A 17,918-nucleotide genomic window follows, 5' to 3' on the forward strand; every position below is an offset into this window, starting at 1 on the left:
TGAAGTGACGCCCGTCTCAATCAAGGTTCAAGATTGAAGCTGCTGCTCTATGCTCGACTTCAAGATTGAAGCTATCGATGTCGGGAGTAGTAATGACCTTGTTCCGGCTGGATGCCAGCATCCGCACCCACGGCTCGGCGAGTCGCGAGATTGCCGACATCGTCGAGGCGGAGTGGCTCGACAGGCACCCCGGCGACGTGGTCGAGCGTCGTCACATCGGGGTCGACGTACTGCCACCGGACCGGTGGGCGGCAGCGGTGGCCGGCGGGATGACTCCGGCCGAGGAGCGTACCGCCGAGCAGCGTGCGGGCCTTGCCCTGGCCGCGACGCTGATGGACGAACTGGTCGCCGCCGACGCGATTCTGTTCGCCGTGCCGCTCTACAACTACGGCGTCTCCGCGCACTTCAAGATGTACGTGGACCTGGTTCTCGCCGACCCGCGCGCGACCGGCAAGAACTTCCTCGCCGGCAAGCCGGTCGTGCTCGCCACGGCCCGCGGCGGCGCCTACGGGACCGGCACTCCGCGCGAGGGGTGGGACCACTCCACGCCGTACCTGCGTCGGATCATCGCCGACTGCTGGGGTGCCGATCTGACCGTGGTGGAACGTGAGTTCACCCTCGTCGGCGTCAACCCCGCGCTCGACTCCTTCGCTGACCAGGCCGCGCAGATGCATGTCGAAGCCCTGCACGCCGCCCGGGAGGCCGGGCGTGCCCTCGGCGCGCTGCCCGTCTCGGCCTAGGTTCGTCTCGGCCTAGGGCTCGTCTCGGCCTAGGTTCGTCTCGGCCTAGGGCTCGTCTCGGCCTAGGGCTCGTCTCGGCCTAGGGCTCGTCTCGGCCTCGGGCCCGACCCGACCTCTGCCAGTCGGCCGAGCAGCCGGACGATCACCGGCGGGCAGAGGGTGGCGCGGCACACAGCCGGGATGCTCGACGGCCACCCCAGGTCAGCCCCCGGTAGTAGCCTGACCGCGATTCCCCGCCCGGGGGAGGAACGGTGGTTGATCATGTCGGTACGTCGGCACGCGGCGCGGCTCGCGACGGTCTGCGTACTGCTGGGGGGCCTTGTGCTGCTCGGCGGCGTGCCCGCGCATGCCGACGAGGACCAGGTGCGGGTCCGGGCCGCCGGCAAGTTCACCGCTGGCCGCTCCGCTGAGGGGGTGTCGGTCGAGGTACGCAAGCGCACCGAAGGGTGCGTCCGGGTGCGCAGCGCGCTTGGGCTGAGCCTGCCCGGCGTACGGGCCGACCAGATCGCTGTGCAGGCCAACGTGCAGGGTCGCTGGGTGCCGGTGAGCGTCTCCGGTGACGACGGATTGCTCACCACCGCCGCGATCGCCCCGGGCCGCGACGAGCTCTGCCGGGGCAAGCGCGCGTCGATGCGGTACCGGGTGGCCTTCGGGTCGGACGCACCCGACGGCCGGTTGATCGTGACCGGTGAGGCGGTCACCGCCGGGGGTGCCGTGCTGGGCCGGGCCGCGGTGGCCTCCCGGGTGGTCGGTGGACGGGTCGCGCCCTCGCCCTCGCCGTCACCCACCCCGTCGCCGACGCCGGACGAGGATCCCGTGGAGGAGACGCCGGCTGAGGTGGTGCCGACGGTGGCGCTCGCCGCGGACGGCCCGGGCGACCTGGCGCAGACGGCCGGCGAGTCCTCGGGCGGCTCACCGGTGATGTACTTCGGCATCGCCATGGTCGCGGCCGGCGCGCTGCTCATCGGGCTACTGATCCACCGTGCCCGCAAGGACCGGCGGCAGCGCCACGAGCTGCCCGAGGTTCCATTGCCGCGTAACCCGGGCGGCACCACCTACCGGTCCGGGCAGGGCGCGGGCGCCGCGCCGGTCCTGCCGGGTCCGGGTACCGGTCCGCCGGTGCCCCGAGGGTCCGGCGTCGTGCCACCACCGCCACCCGGCCAGGTGTACGGGTCGAGCCGGCCCGGCACGCCCCGCGTCTACGGCGCTCCGTCCGCGCCCCGCCAGCCGGGCAGCGTGTACGGGGCGCGGCCGGCCGACTCCGGCGAGCGCACTCCGGCGATGCCACCGGAAGCGCCCGCCGGGCCACCCGCGCGGCCGGATGCGCCGGCCGGACCGCCGGACCCCGCCGGACCGCCGGACCCATCGGCGACCGGCGGCGCGGACGAGGATCCGAATCCTGTACGCGACCTCCCCGGCTGAGCCGGGGCGGGAGCGCCCCCTCCGATACGCTCAGCTTCGTTGGCGTCCTGCGGCCGAGGAGTGGAACTGGTGTCTGATCTGTCCCAGATCGTGAAGGCGTACGACGTCCGTGGGACGGTGCCGGACCAGTGGGATGAGCGGGTGGCCGGCGCGCTTGGCAGCGCCTTCGCCCAGATGCTCGACGGTGCCGGTGAGCCGGGTGCGGCGGTGCTGATCGGGCACGACATGCGGGCGTCCGGGCCGGGCCTGGCGGCGGCCTTCGCGGCCGGCGTCCGTGCCGAGGGCCGCCCGGTGATCGAGATCGGGCTCGCCTCGACCGACATGGTCTACTACGCCTCCGGTGCGCTCGGGCTGCCCGGCGCGATGTTCACCGCCAGCCACAACCCGGCGCAGTACAACGGCATCAAGATGTGCCACGCGGGTGCCCGCCCGGTCGGCCAGGACAGTGGCCTGGCCGAGGTCCGCGACCGGGCACAGGCCCTGCTGGACAAGGACGAGCCGCTCGGTGAACCGAACGCGCCGGCGCAGCGGCGGGACCTGCTCGCCGACTACGCGGCACACCTGCGCACGCTTGTGGACCTCACCGGCATCCGGCCGCTGACGGTGGTGGTCGACGCGGGCAACGGCATGGGTGGGCACACCGTGCCCAGCGTGCTCGGTGACGCCGTGCTGCCGGCCCTGCCGCTGCGGATCGTGCCGCTGTACTTCGAGTTGGACGGCACGTTCCCCAACCACGAGGCGAATCCGTTGGACCCGGCCAACCTGGTTGACCTGCAACGCGCGGTGGTCGCGCACGGCGCCGACATCGGGCTGGCGTTCGACGGCGACGCCGACCGCTGCTTCGTGGTCGACGAGCGCGGTGAACCGGTCTCGCCGTCGGCGATCACCGCCCTGGTGGCGACCCGTGAGCTGGCGAAACACCCCGGCTCGACGGTCATCCACAACCTGATCACGTCGAACGCGGTGCCGGAGATCATCCGGGAACACGGTGGTCAGCCGGTGGTGGCCCGGGTGGGCCACTCGTTCATCAAGGCGGAGATGGCGCGTACCAACGCGATTTTCGGTGGTGAGCACTCCGCGCACTACTACTTCCGGGACTTCTGGTTCGCCGACACCGGCATGCTGGCCGCGATGCACACCCTGGCGGCGCTGGGCGAGCAGTCGTTGCCGCTGTCCACCCTGGCCGCCGAGTACGAGCGGTACGCCGCCTCGGGAGAGATCAACTCGACCGTGGCGGACCAGGTGGCCAAGCTGGCCGAGGTGCGGGCCGCGTACCCGGACGCCGAGGTCGACGAGCTGGACGGGCTCACTTTGCGCTTCCCCGACGGCGCGTGGTTCAACCTGCGCGCATCGAACACCGAGCCGCTGTTGCGGCTCAACGTCGAGGCACCCACCATCGAGCGGATGACGTCGCTTCGGGACGAGGTGCTCGACCGGGTTCGCCGATAAGATCGCTCGCGCCGATCGGCACCGTCGATCGGTCAATCCGCATACGTGGAAGGAGCCGCGCAGTGGCCCTCGACCCGCAGTTGCTGGAAATCCTCGCCTGCCCGGACACACACCATGCGCCGCTGAACTACGACGCGCAGGCCCAGACGCTCACCTGCACCGAGTGTGGCCGGATCTTCGAGGTCCGGGACGACGTGCCGGTGCTGCTGCTGGACGAGGCGCGCGGTCGCGCGGAGTCGTCGTGATCGACGGGACGGCCGGCGTCAGCGGCCACCGCCACGCCGACGACCGGCTGCTCGACGACCCGCAGGCGTTGGCCGAGCGGGACCCGGGTGGCATGTTGCGGCACACCGCCTCGGCCGGTGCCCAGGTCCGCGAGTCGGCGGCGCTGGCTGCCGAGGCGAACCTCGCCGTACTCGCCGACGACGGACGCCCCCGGGCGGTCGTCATCGCCGGCATCGGCACCGCCGGGCGTACCGGTGACGTGCTCGCCACCGTCGCCGGGCCGCGCTGCCCGGTGCCGGTCATCGCGCACCGCAGCGCGGGCGTGCCCGGCTGGGTCGGCGCGGCCGACGTGGTGATCGCGGTGAGCGCCTCCGGCCGCAGCCCCGAGGCGCTCGGCGCCGCCGAGGCCGCCCACCGGCGGGGTGCCCGGCTGGTCGCGGTGGCCCCGCCGGATTCGCAATTGCAGTCGGTGGCCGAGCGGGCCCGTGCCCCGTTCATCCCGGTGCCCCGGCGGGCCCCGGCCCGGGCCAGCCTCTGGGGGCTGACGGTGCCGGTTCTGCTGGCCGCCCGGGCGCTGGGGCTGGTGAAGGTGAACGAGGCGGACCTCGCGGAGACGGCGGCCCGGCTGGACGCCGACGCCGACCGCTGCCGCCCGACCGCCGAGTCGTTCGTCAATCCGGCGAAGTCTCTCGCGTTGGGCCTGGCCGGGTCGATCCCGATCGTGTGGGGTTCGTCGCCGCTGGCCTCGGTCGCCGCCCGCCGCTTCGGCGACACCCTGTCGGCAAACGCCCGGTATCCGGTGGTCACCGGGGCACTCGGTGAGGCCGGTCGGGGACGGGTCGGTCTGCTGGACGGCGTCTTCGGTGGTCTCGCCGAAGGGGAGCGGGACATCTTCGCCGACCCGGACGAATCCTCGGGCGAGGAGACCCGGCTGCGGCTGGTGCTGCTGCGCGACGGCGGCCTCAATGCCGAGGACGACGCCGACGAGCCCCTCGCGGTCGAGGAGCGCCGGGCCGATGCGGTGCAGACGCTCGCCGAGCGGCGTGGCGTACGGTGCGACGTGGTGACCGCCGAGGGCGGTTCGGCGTTGGAACGGCTGGCCTCGCTGGTGGCGGTACCGGACTTCGCGTCGATCTACCTGGCGTTGGCGCACGGCCTGGATCCGATGGCGGTGCCGGCGATCACGGAGATGAAGGAGCTGTCCAACCAGTGAGCAGCCAGGGCGGCACGAAGGCGATCGTCGCCGCGTTGCTGGCCAACCTCGGCATCGCCGTGACGAAGTTCGTCGCGTACCTGTTGACGAGTTCGTCGTCGATGCTTGCCGAGTCGATCCACTCGGTCGCCGACACGGGCAACCAGGCCCTGCTGCTCGGCGGCAGGCGGGCCAAGCGGGCGGCCACTGCGCAGCACCCCTTCGGCTACGGCCGGGAACGGTACGTCTACGCGTTCATCGTGGCGATCGTGCTGTTCACCCTGGGCGGGCTCTTCGCGCTCTACGAGGCGTGGCACAAGTGGTCCGAGCCGCACGGGATCACCAGCTGGCAGTGGGTGCCGGTGACTGTGCTGCTGGTGGCGATCGTGCTGGAGTCCTTCTCCTTCCGTACCGCGATCAAGGAGTCCAACCTGGTCCGGGGCCGGGAGACCTGGAACCGGTTCATCCGTCGGTCCAAGGCCCCGGAGCTGCCGGTGGTGCTGCTGGAGGACTTCGGCGCCCTGGTTGGTCTGGTCTTCGCGTTGTTCGGAGTGGGGATGACCCTGGCCACCGGCAACGGTCGGTGGGACGCGGCGGGCACCGCGATGATCGGTCTGCTGCTGGTGACGATCGCGATCGTGCTCGCGGTGGAGACGAAGAGCCTGCTGCTCGGCGAGGGAGCCGAGCCGGTGGATGTGGCGGCCATCGAGCGGGCGGTCATCGCCGGCCCCGAGGTCGAGCGGATCATCCACATGAAGACGCTCTACCTTGGCCCGGAGGAGTTGATGGTGGCCGCGAAGATCGCGGTGCCGCGCTTCGAGAGCGCCGAGGACGTGGCCCGGGGCATCGACGCGGTCGAGGCCCGGATCCGGGCCGCCGTGCCGGTCGCCCGCGTGATCTATCTGGAGCCGGACATCTACCATGCCGAAGCCGGGCCGACGGAGGCGTCCGGCTGACGGGAGAGCTGACCGTGGAACCGCTGTACGGGCCGATCAAGGACTACGCCTGGGGGTCCCGTTCGGCGATCGCCGAGTTGCAGGGCCGCCCGGTGCCGAGCGACGGACCGGAGGCCGAACTCTGGCTGGGCGCGCATCCGGGCGCGCCGGCCGAGGTCGACCGCGACGGGGCGCGGATCGCGTTGACCGAGGCGATCGCGGCCGACCCGGACGGCTGGCTCGGCCGACCGGTGCTCGACCGGTTCGGTCCCCGGTTGCCGTTCCTGCTCAAGGTGCTGGCTGCGGAGGCCCCGTTGAGCCTGCAAGCCCATCCGGACGCCGAGCAGGCCCGGGCCGGGTACGCGGCGGATCAGGCCCGTGCCACCGGGGGCCGCCGCAACTACGTCGACCCGTTCCACAAGCCGGAACTGCTTGTGGCGCTCGGGCCGATGGAGGCGCTCTGCGGGTTCCGGGATCCGGCCAGCTCGGCGGCGGTGCTCGCCGGGCTGGGCGTACCGGAGCTGCGGCCGGTGCTCGACGCGCTTGGTGCCGGGCCGGCGGGGCTTGCCGAAGCCGTACGCCTGCTGCTGACCTGGCCGGTGGCGGAGCGTGCCGGGCTGGTCGCGGCGGTACGGGCGGCGGCGGTCGCCGGGCCGGACGCGAAGTTGGTGGCGTTGCTGGCCGAGGCGTATCCAGCCGACCCGGGGGTGCTCGTCGCGTTGCTGCTCAACCGGGTCCGGTTGGCCCCCGGCGAGGCGATCTGGATGCCGGCCGGGAACCTGCACGCGTACCTGCGGGGTACCGGCGTCGAGGTGATGGCGGCCAGCGACAACGTGTTGCGCGGCGGTCTGACCCCGAAACACGTGGACGTGCCCGAACTGCTCCGGGTGCTGCGCTTCGATCAGCTCGACCAGCCGGTGGTGTCGCCCCGGCCGGTGACCGACGGGGTGGTGACGTGGCCGGTGCCGGTGCCGGACTTCGCGCTGTATCGGGTGACGGTGGCGGCCGACCGGCCCGAGGTGACGCTGACGATGCCGGGGCCCCGGGTGGTGCTCTGCACGTCCGGCGGGGTCACCGTGGCCGACGCTGCCGGGTCGGTGACGCTCACCACGGGGCGGGCCGCGGTCGGCGCGGCCGACGTCGGGCCGTTGGTGGTGGCGGGTGCCGGCACGGCGTACGTCGCCACGACCGGCCTGAGCTGAGGTCTTCGGATTTCCGGAAGGCCAACCCGCCGTGACTCGCCGACATGTCCGACTTTCCCGGAATAGCTTGACTCAGTTCTTGCTCTGTGTGACTCTACAAGTGCGCAGCGTTGTCGCGACGAATCGTCCGGGAACGCGCGGGGGAACCAAACCGGGGGGATGCGCGGGGCGGACGGCGATGGACGGCACACGTCCATTACCGGCCGCCCCGTGCGCTGCGCGCAACTTGCCCCGCGCGCTCATGGGTGGCGCGCGTAAGGTGGATGGCTGCGCAGCATCGTCGTCCGACAGGAGCATTTATGACCAGCACCCTCCCGGCGTCCGCCAGCGGCACGTCGTCCGAGGCCCGGCCGCGCACCCTCGCCGAGGGCGACTACAAGGTGGCGGATCTGTCGCTCGCCGAGTTCGGGCGCAAGGAAATCCGGCTTGCCGAGCACGAGATGCCCGGACTGATGGCGATCCGCCGTGAGTTCGCCGACGCGCAGCCCCTTGCGGGTGCGCGGATCACCGGCTCGCTGCACATGACCATCCAGACCGCCGTGCTGATCGAGACCCTCGTCTCGCTCGGCGCGCAGGTCCGCTGGGCCTCCTGCAACATCTTCTCCACCCAGGACCACGCCGCTGCCGCGATCGTCGTCGGCCCGGACGGTACCCCTGATGCCCCGTCCGGCGTGCCGGTCTACGCCTGGAAGGGCGAGACCCTGGAGGAGTACTGGTGGTGCACCGAGCAGGTGCTCGACTGGCCCGACGGACAGGGCCCCAACATGATCCTCGATGACGGCGGCGACGCCACCCTGCTCGTCCACAAGGGTGCCGAGTTCGAGAAGGCCGGCTCCGTGCCGCCGGTCGAGTCCGCCGAATCGGAGGAGTTCGCGGTCGTGCTCGGCCTGCTGCACCGCTCGCTGGCCAGCGACAACCAGCGCTGGACCCGGATCGCCGCCAACATCAGGGGCGTCACCGAGGAGACCACCACCGGTGTGCACCGTCTCTACGAGATGCACCGCGCCGGCACCCTGCTCTTCCCGGCGATCAACGTCAACGACTCGGTGACCAAGAGCAAGTTCGACAACAAGTACGGCTGCCGTCACTCGCTCATCGACGGCATCAACCGGGCCACCGACGTGCTGATCGGCGGCAAGATGGCGGTCGTGCTCGGCTACGGCGACGTGGGCAAGGGCTGCGCCGAGTCGCTGCGCGGCCAGGGCGCCCGGGTCGTGGTGACCGAGGTGGACCCGATCTGCGCGTTGCAGGCGGCAATGGACGGTTACCAGGTCGCCACGCTTGACGACGTGGTCGAGATCGCCGACATCTTCATCACCGCGACCGGTTGCTTCGACGTGATCACCAACGAGCACATGGCCCGGATGAAGCACCAGGCGATCGTCGGCAACATCGGTCACTTCGACAACGAGATCGACATGGCCGGCCTGGCCAAGCGCTCGGACGTCACCCGGGAGAACATCAAGCCGCAGGTCGACCTCTGGAAGTTCGACGACGGCCACGCCATCATCGTGCTCTCCGAGGGCCGCCTGCTGAACCTGGGCAACGCCACCGGCCACCCGAGCTTCGTGATGTCCAACTCGTTCGCCAACCAGACGATCGCCCAGATCGAGCTGTACACCAAGACCGCCGAGTATCCGATCGGCGTGTACGTGCTCCCCAAGCACCTGGACGAGAAGGTCGCCCGGCTGCACCTGGAGGCGCTCGGCGCCAAGCTCTCCACGCTGACCAAGGAGCAGGCCGCCTACCTCGGCATCCCCGTAGAAGGCCCCTTCAAGCCAGACCACTACCGCTACTAACCCCACCCCCACCCCCACCCCCACCCCCATTTTCACGGTTGATCATGAGGTTGGCGGCAGTCTTCGATCTTCAAGCTGCCGTCAACCTCATGATCAACGGGGCGGGTCGGGGGGATGGTGGGGTCGGGGGATGGTGGGGGCGGGGTGGGCGGATCCAGGTCCAGACGCACCAGACCAGCCAGGTGACGGAGACCAGCGCTGCCAGGGTGCGTAGCCGCAGCGCGCTGAGCAGCACCACCACTGCAAGTACGGCCAGCCACGGTCCGAAACCCCTCATCACAGCCTCCTCGGGTGTCTCGGCGCCGGCCGCCGGCACCGTCGCCGCAATTCTGCGTCCCAGAGCGCATCGTCGAACAGGCGTGCTTGCCGCAGCCGACGCCGATCGGCTGGGCCGCCCAGAGAAATCAGATCCGGCCTGCTGCGGGCACGCGTACTCCTGGCGGCGGAGCGGTGGCGCGCGACGGCGCGGCCAGGAATCATGGTGACACGCGCGATCCGACCGGGTGCAGTCCCGCCCGGTGGGCGGGCTCGCGCGGCGGTGTCACCAGACCGGTGCCGGGGCGCAGTGCCCGTGGCGCCGGTAGCGTGCCGGTGCCGCCGAACCCACCGAACTTGACGGGATGGAAACATAAACCCCATGAGAGCCCGGGTACTGGTGGTCGACGACGACCCCGCGCTCGCCGAGATGCTCGGCATCGTGCTGCGCAGCGAAGGTTTCATGCCGTCCTTCGTGGCGGACGGGGAACGGGCCCTGGCCGCGTTCCGCGACAACCGGCCCGACATCGTCCTCCTCGATCTCATGCTGCCCGGGATGAGCGGCATCGACGTGGCGCGGGCGATCCGGGCCGAGTCTGGGGTGCCGATCGTCATGCTGACCGCCAAGAGCGACACGGTCGACGTCGTGCTGGGCCTGGAGTCGGGGGCCGACGACTACGTGGTGAAGCCGTTCAAGCCCAAGGAGTTGGTGGCCCGGATGCGGGCCCGGCTGCGGCGGGGCGAGGACGCGGCGCCGGAGTTGCTCACCATCGGCCCGCCCGGCAACCAGATCGCCATCGACGTGCCGGCGCACACCGTCAGCCGCAACGGCGAGGAGGTGAAGCTGACTCCGCTTGAGTTCGACCTGCTGGTCGCGCTGGCTCGCAAGCCGCGTCAGGTCTTCACCCGGGAGGTGCTGCTGGAGCAGGTCTGGGGATACCGGCACGCGGCGGACACCCGGCTGGTGAACGTGCACGTGCAGCGGCTGCGCGCCAAGATCGAGCCAGATCCGGAGCGGCCGGAAATCATCCTCACCGTGCGGGGCGTGGGCTACAAGGCGGGTACCGGATAGCCTTGGTCGCACTGTGACCACCTCCCCGATTCCGGATCTTGACAAGACCTCCCGCCGGCGCGGCGCCGGCTGGGAGCTGTGGCGTGGGCTCAGCGGTCGGGGTGCCCGGCTGGTCGCCGGCCTGCACCAGACCTGGCGGCGCTCGTTGCAGCTGCGTGTGGTGACCATCACACTTGTGGTGTCGAGTCTGCTGGTGGGCGGTTTCGCGTACCTGATCGCCGACAAGATCACCAACATCCTGCTGGACAACGCCAAGACGGACGTCCAGCTGCGGCTGACCAGCGGCGCGGAGTACGCGGCCAAGCAGTTCAGCCTCTACAGCCAGCCGCAGGAGGCGCAGCTCCAGGAAACCATCGACGGCACGGTCAACTATCTGGCCGGCGGCGGTCAGCAGCAGACCAGCGGCCTGGTGGTGGCCCTCACCGCCGACGCCTCCGGCGAGATGATCGAGCCGCGCAGCTCGCCGGCGGTGAACTTCCAACCGCTGATCAGCCCGGAACTGCGCGCCGCGGTGTCCGGCGGCAACGTGGCCAACCAGATCCGTACCGGACGGCTCGGCGACGACGGGAGCGCGACGAAGTACCTCGTCTACGGCTCGCCGGTGCCGACCCGATTCGGGCAGGTGGAGCTCTACTACTTCGTACCGCTGACGTTGCAGGACACCACGGCCGGTCAGGCGCGGGCCACCGTGGTGGCCACCGGGGTGGCCCTGGTGCTGCTGCTCGGCGTGCTCGCCGCGTTGGTCACCCGGCTCGTGGTGACCCCGGTGCGGGTGGCCGCCCGGACCGCCCAGCGGCTCTCGGCCGGGCTGCTCGACCAGCGGATGGCGGTCAACGGCGAGGACGACCTGGCCCTGCTCGCCGCGTCGTTCAACCAGATGGCCACCAACCTGCAACGGCAGATCCTCCGCCTGGAGGAGATGTCACGGTTGCAGCGCCGGTTCACCTCCGACGTCTCGCACGAGCTGCGGACCCCGCTGACCACGGTACGGATGGCGGCCGACCTGATCTTCGCCGAGCGGGACGGGTTCGAGCCGGCGGTGGCCCGCAGCGCCGAGCTGCTCCAGGCCGAGCTGGACCGGTTCGAGGAGCTGCTTACCGACCTGCTGGAGATCAGCCGGTTCGACGCGGGTTTCGCGGTGCTCGACGCCGAGCCGACCGACCTGGTGCCGGTGGTGCATCGGGTGGTGGACCGGCTCGCCGGGCTGGCCGAGCGGGTCGGTGTGCAGGTGGAGTTGGATGTCCCCGCCGCCCCGGTGATCGCCGAGATCGACCCGCGCCGGGTCGAGCGGGTGCTGCGCAACCTGGTCGGCAACGCCGTCGAGCACGGCGAAGGCCGGCCGGTGCGGATCGCCCTGGGGATGGACGAGACGGCCGTCGCGATCACCGTCCGCGACCACGGTGTGGGGCTCAAGCCGGGCGAGGAGAAGCTGGTCTTCAACCGGTTCTGGCGGGCCGACCCGTCGCGGGCCCGGCAGACCGGCGGAACCGGGCTGGGGCTGTCGATCAGCCTGGAGGACGCCCGGTTGCACGGCGGCTGGCTTGAGGCGTGGGGCGCACCCGGCCAGGGTGCCCAGTTCCGGCTCACGCTGCCAGCGCGGGCCGGTGACCGGCTCACCACCTCGCCCCTGCGCCTGGTGCCGGCGGACGCGACCCCGCCGTTCGGCGCAGCGACCGGCAACGGCCTGTTGGCCATCGGTCCCGGCCCGGGTGGTGCGCTCCCGATCGTCCGGCAGCCCGCGTCGAGTGACACCCCGACCAGCGGCCCCGAGCGGCCCGCGGAGGTGGGTTCGTGAGCCGTCGCCTGCTCAGTGGCGTGCTCGCCGGCACGCTGATGCTGGCGGGCCTGGGCGGCTGCGGCATCCCCGAGAACACCGACGTCCAGATCGAGCAGCGTGGACCGGCCGCCGAGACCAGCTGGTCGTCGGGGCGGGGCACCGAACCGCCCACCCGCACGGCCAGTGGCAGCGACGCCGAGGCGTTCGTGCGCAACTTCCTGGCCGCGGCGGCCGGCGAGCCGGATCGGGCGTACGACCGGGTCAAGCAGTTCATCGCGCCGACCGACCGGGAGGGGTTGCAGGACAAGCCGGGCAGCGAGGTGGCGCTGTCGGTGGTACGCCTCACCGACGATCCGGTGATCGAGCCGGACGTGGACAGCATGAAGGTCACCATCACGGTGCAACAGGTCGGGTTGCTGCGGGCCAACGGCGTCCTGACCCCACCGCTGGCCACCGAGACGACGTACGAGTTCCGGCTGGTCAACGCCGGTCCGGCGGGCCAGGACGACATCGGCTTCTACGTCAGCGACCCGCCCAACCTGCTGCTGCTCAGCGACGAGGCGCTGCGCCGCTTCTACGAGGCCAAGTCGATCTACTTTTGGAATTCCGATCGCACCCGGCTGGTGCCGGACCAGCGCTATCTCTCCTCGGCGGTGCCGGCGGAGCGTCGGGTGAGCGAGGTGGTCCGATGGCTGACCGGGGGCCCCTCCGAATGGCTGCGGATCGGCGTCTCCGGCCTGCCCGACCGGACCGAGATGATCAACAACGCGACCGGTTCGGATGGGCGCTGGGAGGTCAACCTCGACATGCCCGGCGTCGACGACCAGCGCCTGGAGCAACTCGCCACCCAGCTGGCCTGGTCGCTGCGCGACCTGGATCTGGACGGCACGCTGGAGATCAAGATCCTGAACCAGCCTCGCAAGCTGGTCGACCTCGGTGAGCAGCGGTCGAACAACCAGCTGTACCGCTTCGAGGAAGGCGCCCAGCGGTTCTGCGTCTACGAGGGGGCGATCCACGCGCTCGCGGTGGCAAATGAGCTGCCCGGCATGGTTCCGGTGGCCGCCGAGGTGAACCGTGACGTGGTCTCCGCAGGGCTGCGCCGTGCTGGTGGGGAGGTGCTGGCCGCGCTGGTGATCGCCGGGGAGAGCGGTCGACAGCGACTCGCCGTCGGTCGTGGCCAGGGCACGGTGCAGAACTTCGCCACAAGCGAGTCCGCGCACGCCGCGATCGGCCGGCCGGTCTGGATCCGTACCGACGGTCGACCCTCGGGGCTGGTGGTCGTCGACGGCGGCCTCTACCGCTTCGACGACCAGGCGGTGCTGCGGCCGGTGTCGATCGGCGTACCCGGTCGGGTCAGCGCGGTGGCGGCCGCCCTGGACGGGCACCGGATCGCCGTGATCATCGGCGGTGTGCTGCACGTCGCCGCGATCGGTTGGGAGGGCGGTGTGCCCACGGTCGGCCCGGTCCGACGGCTGGTCGTCTCCCTGGTCAACCCGACGGCGGTGGACTGGGCGGGGGAGAACCGGCTCGTGGTGGCGGGATCGGCCGGTCGCCCGGCGATCTACGACGTCAGCGTCGACGGTGCCCTGGAGACCCGGCTGCGGGAGGACACCGGCGCGGCGGCCACCCAGTTGAGCGCCGTACCCGCCCAGCTCGCCCCGCCCGCCGGCTCGTTCATGTACGAGGCCAACCGGGTCGCCTACCGCAGCAACCCCTTCCAACGGCTGGAGCGGGAACACGTCCAGAACGTCACCCCGCCCCCGGCCGGAGTACGTGCGGGCTACCCCACCGCTCCCTTCTTCCTCTACTGAGCGACAGCCGTGCTGGGCGGGCTGTGGGCGGATCTGGCCGATCTGGTGCTGCCCGCCGAGTGCGCCGGATGCCGGGAACAACGGCCGGGGCTGCGCCGCGGCATCTGCCCGGTGTGCGTGCGTGCGCTGCGGGCACTGCGTCCCGGCCCGGTGCGACCGGTGCCGGCCCCAGCCGGGTTGCCGCCCTGCCACGCCCTCGGGGCGTACGGCGGGCCGCTGCGGGAGACCCTGCTGGCGTACAAGGACCACGGCCGGCACGCGCTGGCCCGGCCGTTGGGGGAGTTGCTCGCCGAAGTCGTGGCGGCGGCGGTCGGTGCGGTCCGGCCGGTGCTGCTGGTGCCGGTGCCGGACACTCCGGCGGCGGCGCGTGCCCGCTTCGGCGACCACCTCGAGCGGATGACCCGGCACTGCGCCCGGCGGCTACGGGCCGCGGGGTGGCCGGTCCTGGTGCGTCGTCCGGTGCGGGCCGCACCCCGCCCGGACTCGGTCGGGCTGGACAGCGCCGGCCGGGCGGTGGCGGCCGAGGCCGCGTTCCGCGTTCGGCCGGGCAGCGCTGCGGCACCGCCGGGCTCGACCGTGGTGCTGCTGGACGACATCGTCACCACCGGGGCCACCCTCGCCGCGATCAGTCGGGTGCTGACCGCGCAGGGGCTCGCTCCGTCGTCGGCCGCGGTGCTGGCCGCGACCCGGAAAAGGCACCAACGGTGACTGATTGTGTTTCCGTTTCACCCCATCGTGTATGAGCTGTGGAAATTACTCGGCGGTATTGGCGACCAGGGGTGACGGCCGGGCAAACAGGAGTTAGCGTTTGCTTGTCAGGGGTAGGAAGGCCAACCAACCACCCACCCCCGGCGGTGAGAGGAGGCGTAGCCGTTACCACCGGTCGACGCCGAGCGGGACCTCCGACGGACGTACGACCGGGTTTCTCGGATCAGAAGACCGTCCGAACGAGGGAGGTCACGTGGACATCGTGGTCAAGGGCCGTAACGTCGAAGTGCCGGACCATTTCCGGGTGCACGTAGCAGACAAGCTGGCAAAGATCGAACGCTACGACCACAAGCTAATCCGTGCCGATGTCGAACTGTTCCACGAGCGCAATCCGCGCCAGTCCGACCACTGCCAGCGGGTGGAGATCACCTGCTACTCGCGGGGCCCGGTGATCCGGGCGGAAGCCTGCACCAACGACTTCTACAGCGCGTTGGACGCGGCGATCGCCAAGCTCGACGCCCGGCTGCGCCGCGCCGCCGACCGGCGGCGTATCCACCGTGGCCGGCACGCGCCGCTGTCGGTCGCCGCCGCCACCGCCGGCCTGCCGGTGACCGACCTGCCCGCGCTGGCCGCGCCCGCCGGTGCCGCCACCGCGGTCGCCGAGCGGACCGAAGAGGAACACGACGAGTACGACGACCAGCCGTGGCACATCGCGCGGGAGAAGGTCCACCCGGCCGAGCCGATGACCGTGGACGACGCGCTGTTCCAGATGGAACTCGTCGGCCATGACTTCTACCTGTTCCAGGACAAGGAATCCGGCCGACCGAGCGTGGTCTACCGGCGACACGCCTACGACTACGGGATCATCTCGCTGGACATCTGAGGCTGCGGCGCCGGCTCGGGGGAACTGACCGACCCGAGCCGGCGACTCCGTCTCAGCCCGCCAGATCGCCAGGTAGCAGGCCGAAAACTGTGGAGTCGGCGCGCACCCCGGCGCCGCCGGGCAGCCGTCCGCGCAGCAGACCCTCACGCCGGAAACCGGCCCGCTCCAGCACCCGCTGCGAAGCGACGTTCTCCGGCAGGGTGCCCGCCCACAGCCGGGCCAGGCCGACGTGTCGGAAACCCCATCCGACGAGCAGTCGTACGGTGCGGGTGGCCAGTCCTCGTCCGCGCCACTGCGGAAACAGGCTGTAGCCGATCATCCCCTGGTTGGCCGGCTGGTCGAGGAGCAGCATGCAGTTGCCCGCGACGGTTCCCGACGCCGCGTCCAGGATGACCATGGTTGCGCTCCTGGCGACCAGCCACTGGTTCGGCGCGTTCCGGCAGTGCTGCTCCATCGTCTCGCGGGTGGGTGGCTCCGGCGGCACCCGGCTGGCCACCACCTCCGCGCCGGTGTGCAGCCGGTACATCGCGTCGACGTCATCCGGCCCGAGGGCGCGCAGCGCGACCACGCCGTCGGTCAGCCGACCGCCGGGCAGGTCCGGCAACGGACGCGGGACCGGTCCGGGCGGGTCGTCGGCGAGGCGTACCCACACCGTCAGGTCCCGCCGGCCGCCGCCGCGTACCGCACTGGCGGATCGGCGTACGCCCTCGGGGTGGAATCCGGCGGCCAGCGCGACCCGCTGGCTGGCCACGTTCTCGACGCTGGTGAGCAGCTCCAGCCGGACGATGCCGGTGGCGAAGGCGTGCCCGGCCAATGCCCGGGTGGCGGCCGTGGCCAGGCCCCGGCCGCGCGCCCACGGTGCCACCCAGTAACCGATCTCGGCCTGGCCCCGCTGCGCCACCGGGTTGCTCAGGCCAACGGTGCCGAGCAGCCGGTCGGTCTCCGGGTCGGCGACGGCGTACGCGGCACCGCCGCCGGCGAAGGCCGCCGGGGCGCCCTCGGTGACCCACCACCGGGCGTCGGCCTCGGTGTACGGATAGGGCAGGCCGTCGAGGAAGCGTTGGGTGAGCGGGTCGGCACAGCCGGCGGTGATGTCGGCGATGTCGGCGAGCCGAAACGGCCGCAACCGGAGGCCCTCGCCCTGGATCAGGGTGGCGCTCACGCCGTCACCTGCCGGGTCAGGTCCTCGGCGAGCAACGCGCCGACCCAGGCGTCGACCCGCTGGCCCCGGTGGTTGAGGGCGCCCCGGGCGGTGCCCTCGATCGTGAAACCGGCCTTCTCGGCGACTCGGCGGGAGGCGACGTTGCCGACGTGGCTGCGCCATTCGACGCGGGCCAACCCGAGCGTGGTGAAACCCCAGGTGGTCAACGCCGCGAGCGCGGCCGGCAGGTAGCCCCGGCCACGGACGCGCGGCGCGGCCATGAAGCCGACGTCGGCCAGCAACGGGTCGGTGGGTGACAGGCGCAGGTCGATCGACCCGGCGTAGTGGTCCCGCCCGTCGGCGATCACGTAGCTGGCGGCGGTGCCACTGGCCCAGTTGTCCCGGCAGTGGGTGCGGAAGGATTCGGCCGCCGACCGGTCGTACCGCTCGGGGACGGTGGTCCAGCGCAGTGTCTCCGGATCCTGGCAGGTGCTGATCACCGCGTCGAGGTCGCGCTCCTCCAGCGGGCGCAGGCGCAGCTCGTGCTCGCCGGCGGTGGCGAAGAGGGTGGGCTGCGGCCGGCCGAAGACGGCTGCGCGGCGGGCCTCCAGCGTGCCCGGCCCGGCCGGGCCGACCTCGCCGGGCGCCGGCACATCGCCGGGCAGCAACGAGCCGAACCACTCGTAGCTGCCGCCAGCCGGGTCGGCGGAGCGCAGTCGTCCCTCGATCCGGAATCCGGCCCGGAGCGCGACCAGCCGGGAGGCGTGGTTGCCCACCTGGGCGCCCCAGGCCAGCCGCCGCAGCTTCAACTCGGTGAACGACCAGCGGGCCACGGCCCGCACGGCGCGTACCGCGACGCCGCGCCCACGTGCCCACGGTGCGGTCCAATAGCCGATCTCGCTGAGTTCGTGGGTGCGGTCGATCGTGTTCAGTCCACAGCCGCCGAGCATTTCGCCGGTGGCCGCGTCGCAGACCAGGAAGGGTGCTCCGGTGCCCTCCTGCCACTGCCGTGCCCGCTTGGCGACGAATGTTCGTGCGTGTTCCGGCAGGTACGGAAGCGGCATGCTGGTCCAGCGCTGGATGTCCGGGTCCTGGAAGGCGCGGTGCAGGGCGTCGGCGTCCTCGGCGTGCCACGGTCGTAACACCAGACCGGCCTCGTTGATCTCCACGGGCTCCATCCGACCCATCGTGCCGGATCGTTCGCCCACGGCGTAACCGAAAAACCGGGGCGCAGGCGAGGCTGCGACGCGTTATGTCGGTTTCGCGATGACCGACCCCTGCCACCAGTGACCATCTGCCCGATGGAA

At 71.6% G+C, this 17,918-nt stretch carries 16 protein-coding genes; 13 read left to right on the forward strand and 3 right to left on the reverse strand.

What is annotated here, in order from left to right; genetic code table 11:
* Positions 1-92: 92 nt before the first annotated feature.
* The 8 genes from QQG74_RS05100 (at position 93) to ahcY (ending at position 8,964) form a co-directional block, all read left to right on the forward strand.
* Positions 93-740: an NAD(P)H-dependent oxidoreductase gene (locus tag QQG74_RS05100; protein ID WP_341719131.1), complete on the forward strand. Its 648-nt coding sequence runs from the start codon at positions 93-95 to the stop codon at positions 738-740.
* Positions 741-1,001: 261 nt separating this feature from the next.
* Positions 1,002-2,162 (forward strand): hypothetical protein, encoded by a 1,161-nt coding sequence (locus QQG74_RS05105; protein ID WP_341719132.1) that lies wholly within the window; start codon positions 1,002-1,004, stop codon positions 2,160-2,162.
* 69 nt (positions 2,163-2,231) lie between these two features.
* On the forward strand, positions 2,232-3,611 hold the full coding sequence (locus tag QQG74_RS05110; protein WP_341719133.1) for a phosphomannomutase/phosphoglucomutase: 1,380 nt from the start codon (positions 2,232-2,234) through the stop codon (positions 3,609-3,611).
* Positions 3,612-3,673: 62 nt separating this feature from the next.
* Positions 3,674-3,856, forward strand: a complete 183-nt coding sequence (locus tag QQG74_RS05115) for a Trm112 family protein (RefSeq protein ID WP_341719134.1) — start codon at positions 3,674-3,676, stop codon at positions 3,854-3,856.
* Complete coding sequence (locus QQG74_RS05120; RefSeq protein WP_341719135.1) at positions 3,853-5,049, forward strand: SIS domain-containing protein; 1,197 nt, start codon at positions 3,853-3,855, stop codon at positions 5,047-5,049. Before QQG74_RS05115 ends, QQG74_RS05120 begins: the two co-directional genes overlap by 4 nt.
* Positions 5,046-5,984, forward strand: coding sequence for a cation diffusion facilitator family transporter (locus QQG74_RS05125; RefSeq protein WP_341719136.1), 939 nt, complete (start codon positions 5,046-5,048; stop codon positions 5,982-5,984). Before QQG74_RS05120 ends, QQG74_RS05125 begins: the two co-directional genes overlap by 4 nt.
* A gap of 14 nt (positions 5,985-5,998) precedes the next feature.
* Positions 5,999-7,165 (forward strand): mannose-6-phosphate isomerase, class I, encoded by a 1,167-nt coding sequence (gene manA, locus QQG74_RS05130; RefSeq protein WP_341719137.1) that lies wholly within the window; start codon positions 5,999-6,001, stop codon positions 7,163-7,165.
* Positions 7,166-7,464: 299 nt separating this feature from the next.
* Positions 7,465-8,964 (forward strand): adenosylhomocysteinase, encoded by a 1,500-nt coding sequence (gene ahcY / locus QQG74_RS05135; RefSeq protein WP_341719138.1) that lies wholly within the window; start codon positions 7,465-7,467, stop codon positions 8,962-8,964.
* A gap of 70 nt (positions 8,965-9,034) precedes the next feature.
* Here the strand turns inward: ahcY and QQG74_RS05140 are convergent, their stop codons facing one another.
* Complete coding sequence (locus QQG74_RS05140; RefSeq protein ID WP_341719139.1) at positions 9,035-9,241, reverse strand: hypothetical protein; 207 nt, start codon at positions 9,239-9,241, stop codon at positions 9,035-9,037.
* Between the two features lie 360 nt (positions 9,242-9,601).
* Here QQG74_RS05140 and mtrA point away from each other — a divergent pair, with 360 nt between their 5' ends.
* The 5 genes from mtrA (at position 9,602) to raiA (ending at position 15,470) form a co-directional block, all read left to right on the forward strand.
* The gene (gene mtrA, locus QQG74_RS05145; RefSeq protein WP_013731734.1) at positions 9,602-10,291 is read left to right on the forward strand and encodes an MtrAB system response regulator MtrA; all 690 of its coding nucleotides are present in this window, start codon (positions 9,602-9,604) and stop codon (positions 10,289-10,291) included.
* A gap of 13 nt (positions 10,292-10,304) precedes the next feature.
* Positions 10,305-12,086 carry an MtrAB system histidine kinase MtrB gene (gene mtrB, locus QQG74_RS05150; RefSeq protein ID WP_341719140.1) on the forward strand — a complete coding sequence of 594 codons (1,782 nt, stop codon included), beginning with the start codon at positions 10,305-10,307 and terminating at the stop codon, positions 12,084-12,086.
* Positions 12,083-13,879 (forward strand): LpqB family beta-propeller domain-containing protein, encoded by a 1,797-nt coding sequence (locus QQG74_RS05155; protein ID WP_341719141.1) that lies wholly within the window; start codon positions 12,083-12,085, stop codon positions 13,877-13,879. Before mtrB ends, QQG74_RS05155 begins: the two co-directional genes overlap by 4 nt.
* Positions 13,880-13,924: 45 nt before the next feature.
* Complete coding sequence (locus QQG74_RS05160; RefSeq protein WP_341721143.1) at positions 13,925-14,587, forward strand: ComF family protein; 663 nt, start codon at positions 13,925-13,927, stop codon at positions 14,585-14,587.
* 253 nt (positions 14,588-14,840) lie between these two features.
* Positions 14,841-15,470 carry a ribosome-associated translation inhibitor RaiA gene (gene raiA / locus QQG74_RS05165; protein WP_341719142.1) on the forward strand — a complete coding sequence of 210 codons (630 nt, stop codon included), beginning with the start codon at positions 14,841-14,843 and terminating at the stop codon, positions 15,468-15,470.
* 52 nt (positions 15,471-15,522) lie between these two features.
* Here the strand turns inward: raiA and QQG74_RS05170 are convergent, their stop codons facing one another.
* Together QQG74_RS05170 and QQG74_RS05175 are read right to left on the reverse strand one after the other, a co-directional pair.
* A complete protein-coding gene (locus QQG74_RS05170) occupies positions 15,523-16,632 on the reverse strand; it encodes a GNAT family N-acetyltransferase (protein ID WP_341719143.1) in 1,110 nt (369 codons plus the stop codon).
* Positions 16,629-17,789: a GNAT family N-acetyltransferase gene (locus tag QQG74_RS05175; protein WP_341719144.1), complete on the reverse strand. Its 1,161-nt coding sequence runs from the start codon at positions 17,787-17,789 to the stop codon at positions 16,629-16,631. Before QQG74_RS05175 ends, QQG74_RS05170 begins: the two co-directional genes overlap by 4 nt.
* Positions 17,790-17,918 lie beyond the last annotated feature (129 nt).

The organism is Micromonospora sp. FIMYZ51 (assembly GCF_038246755.1).
Taxonomy (GTDB): Bacteria; Actinomycetota; Actinomycetes; order Mycobacteriales; family Micromonosporaceae; genus Micromonospora.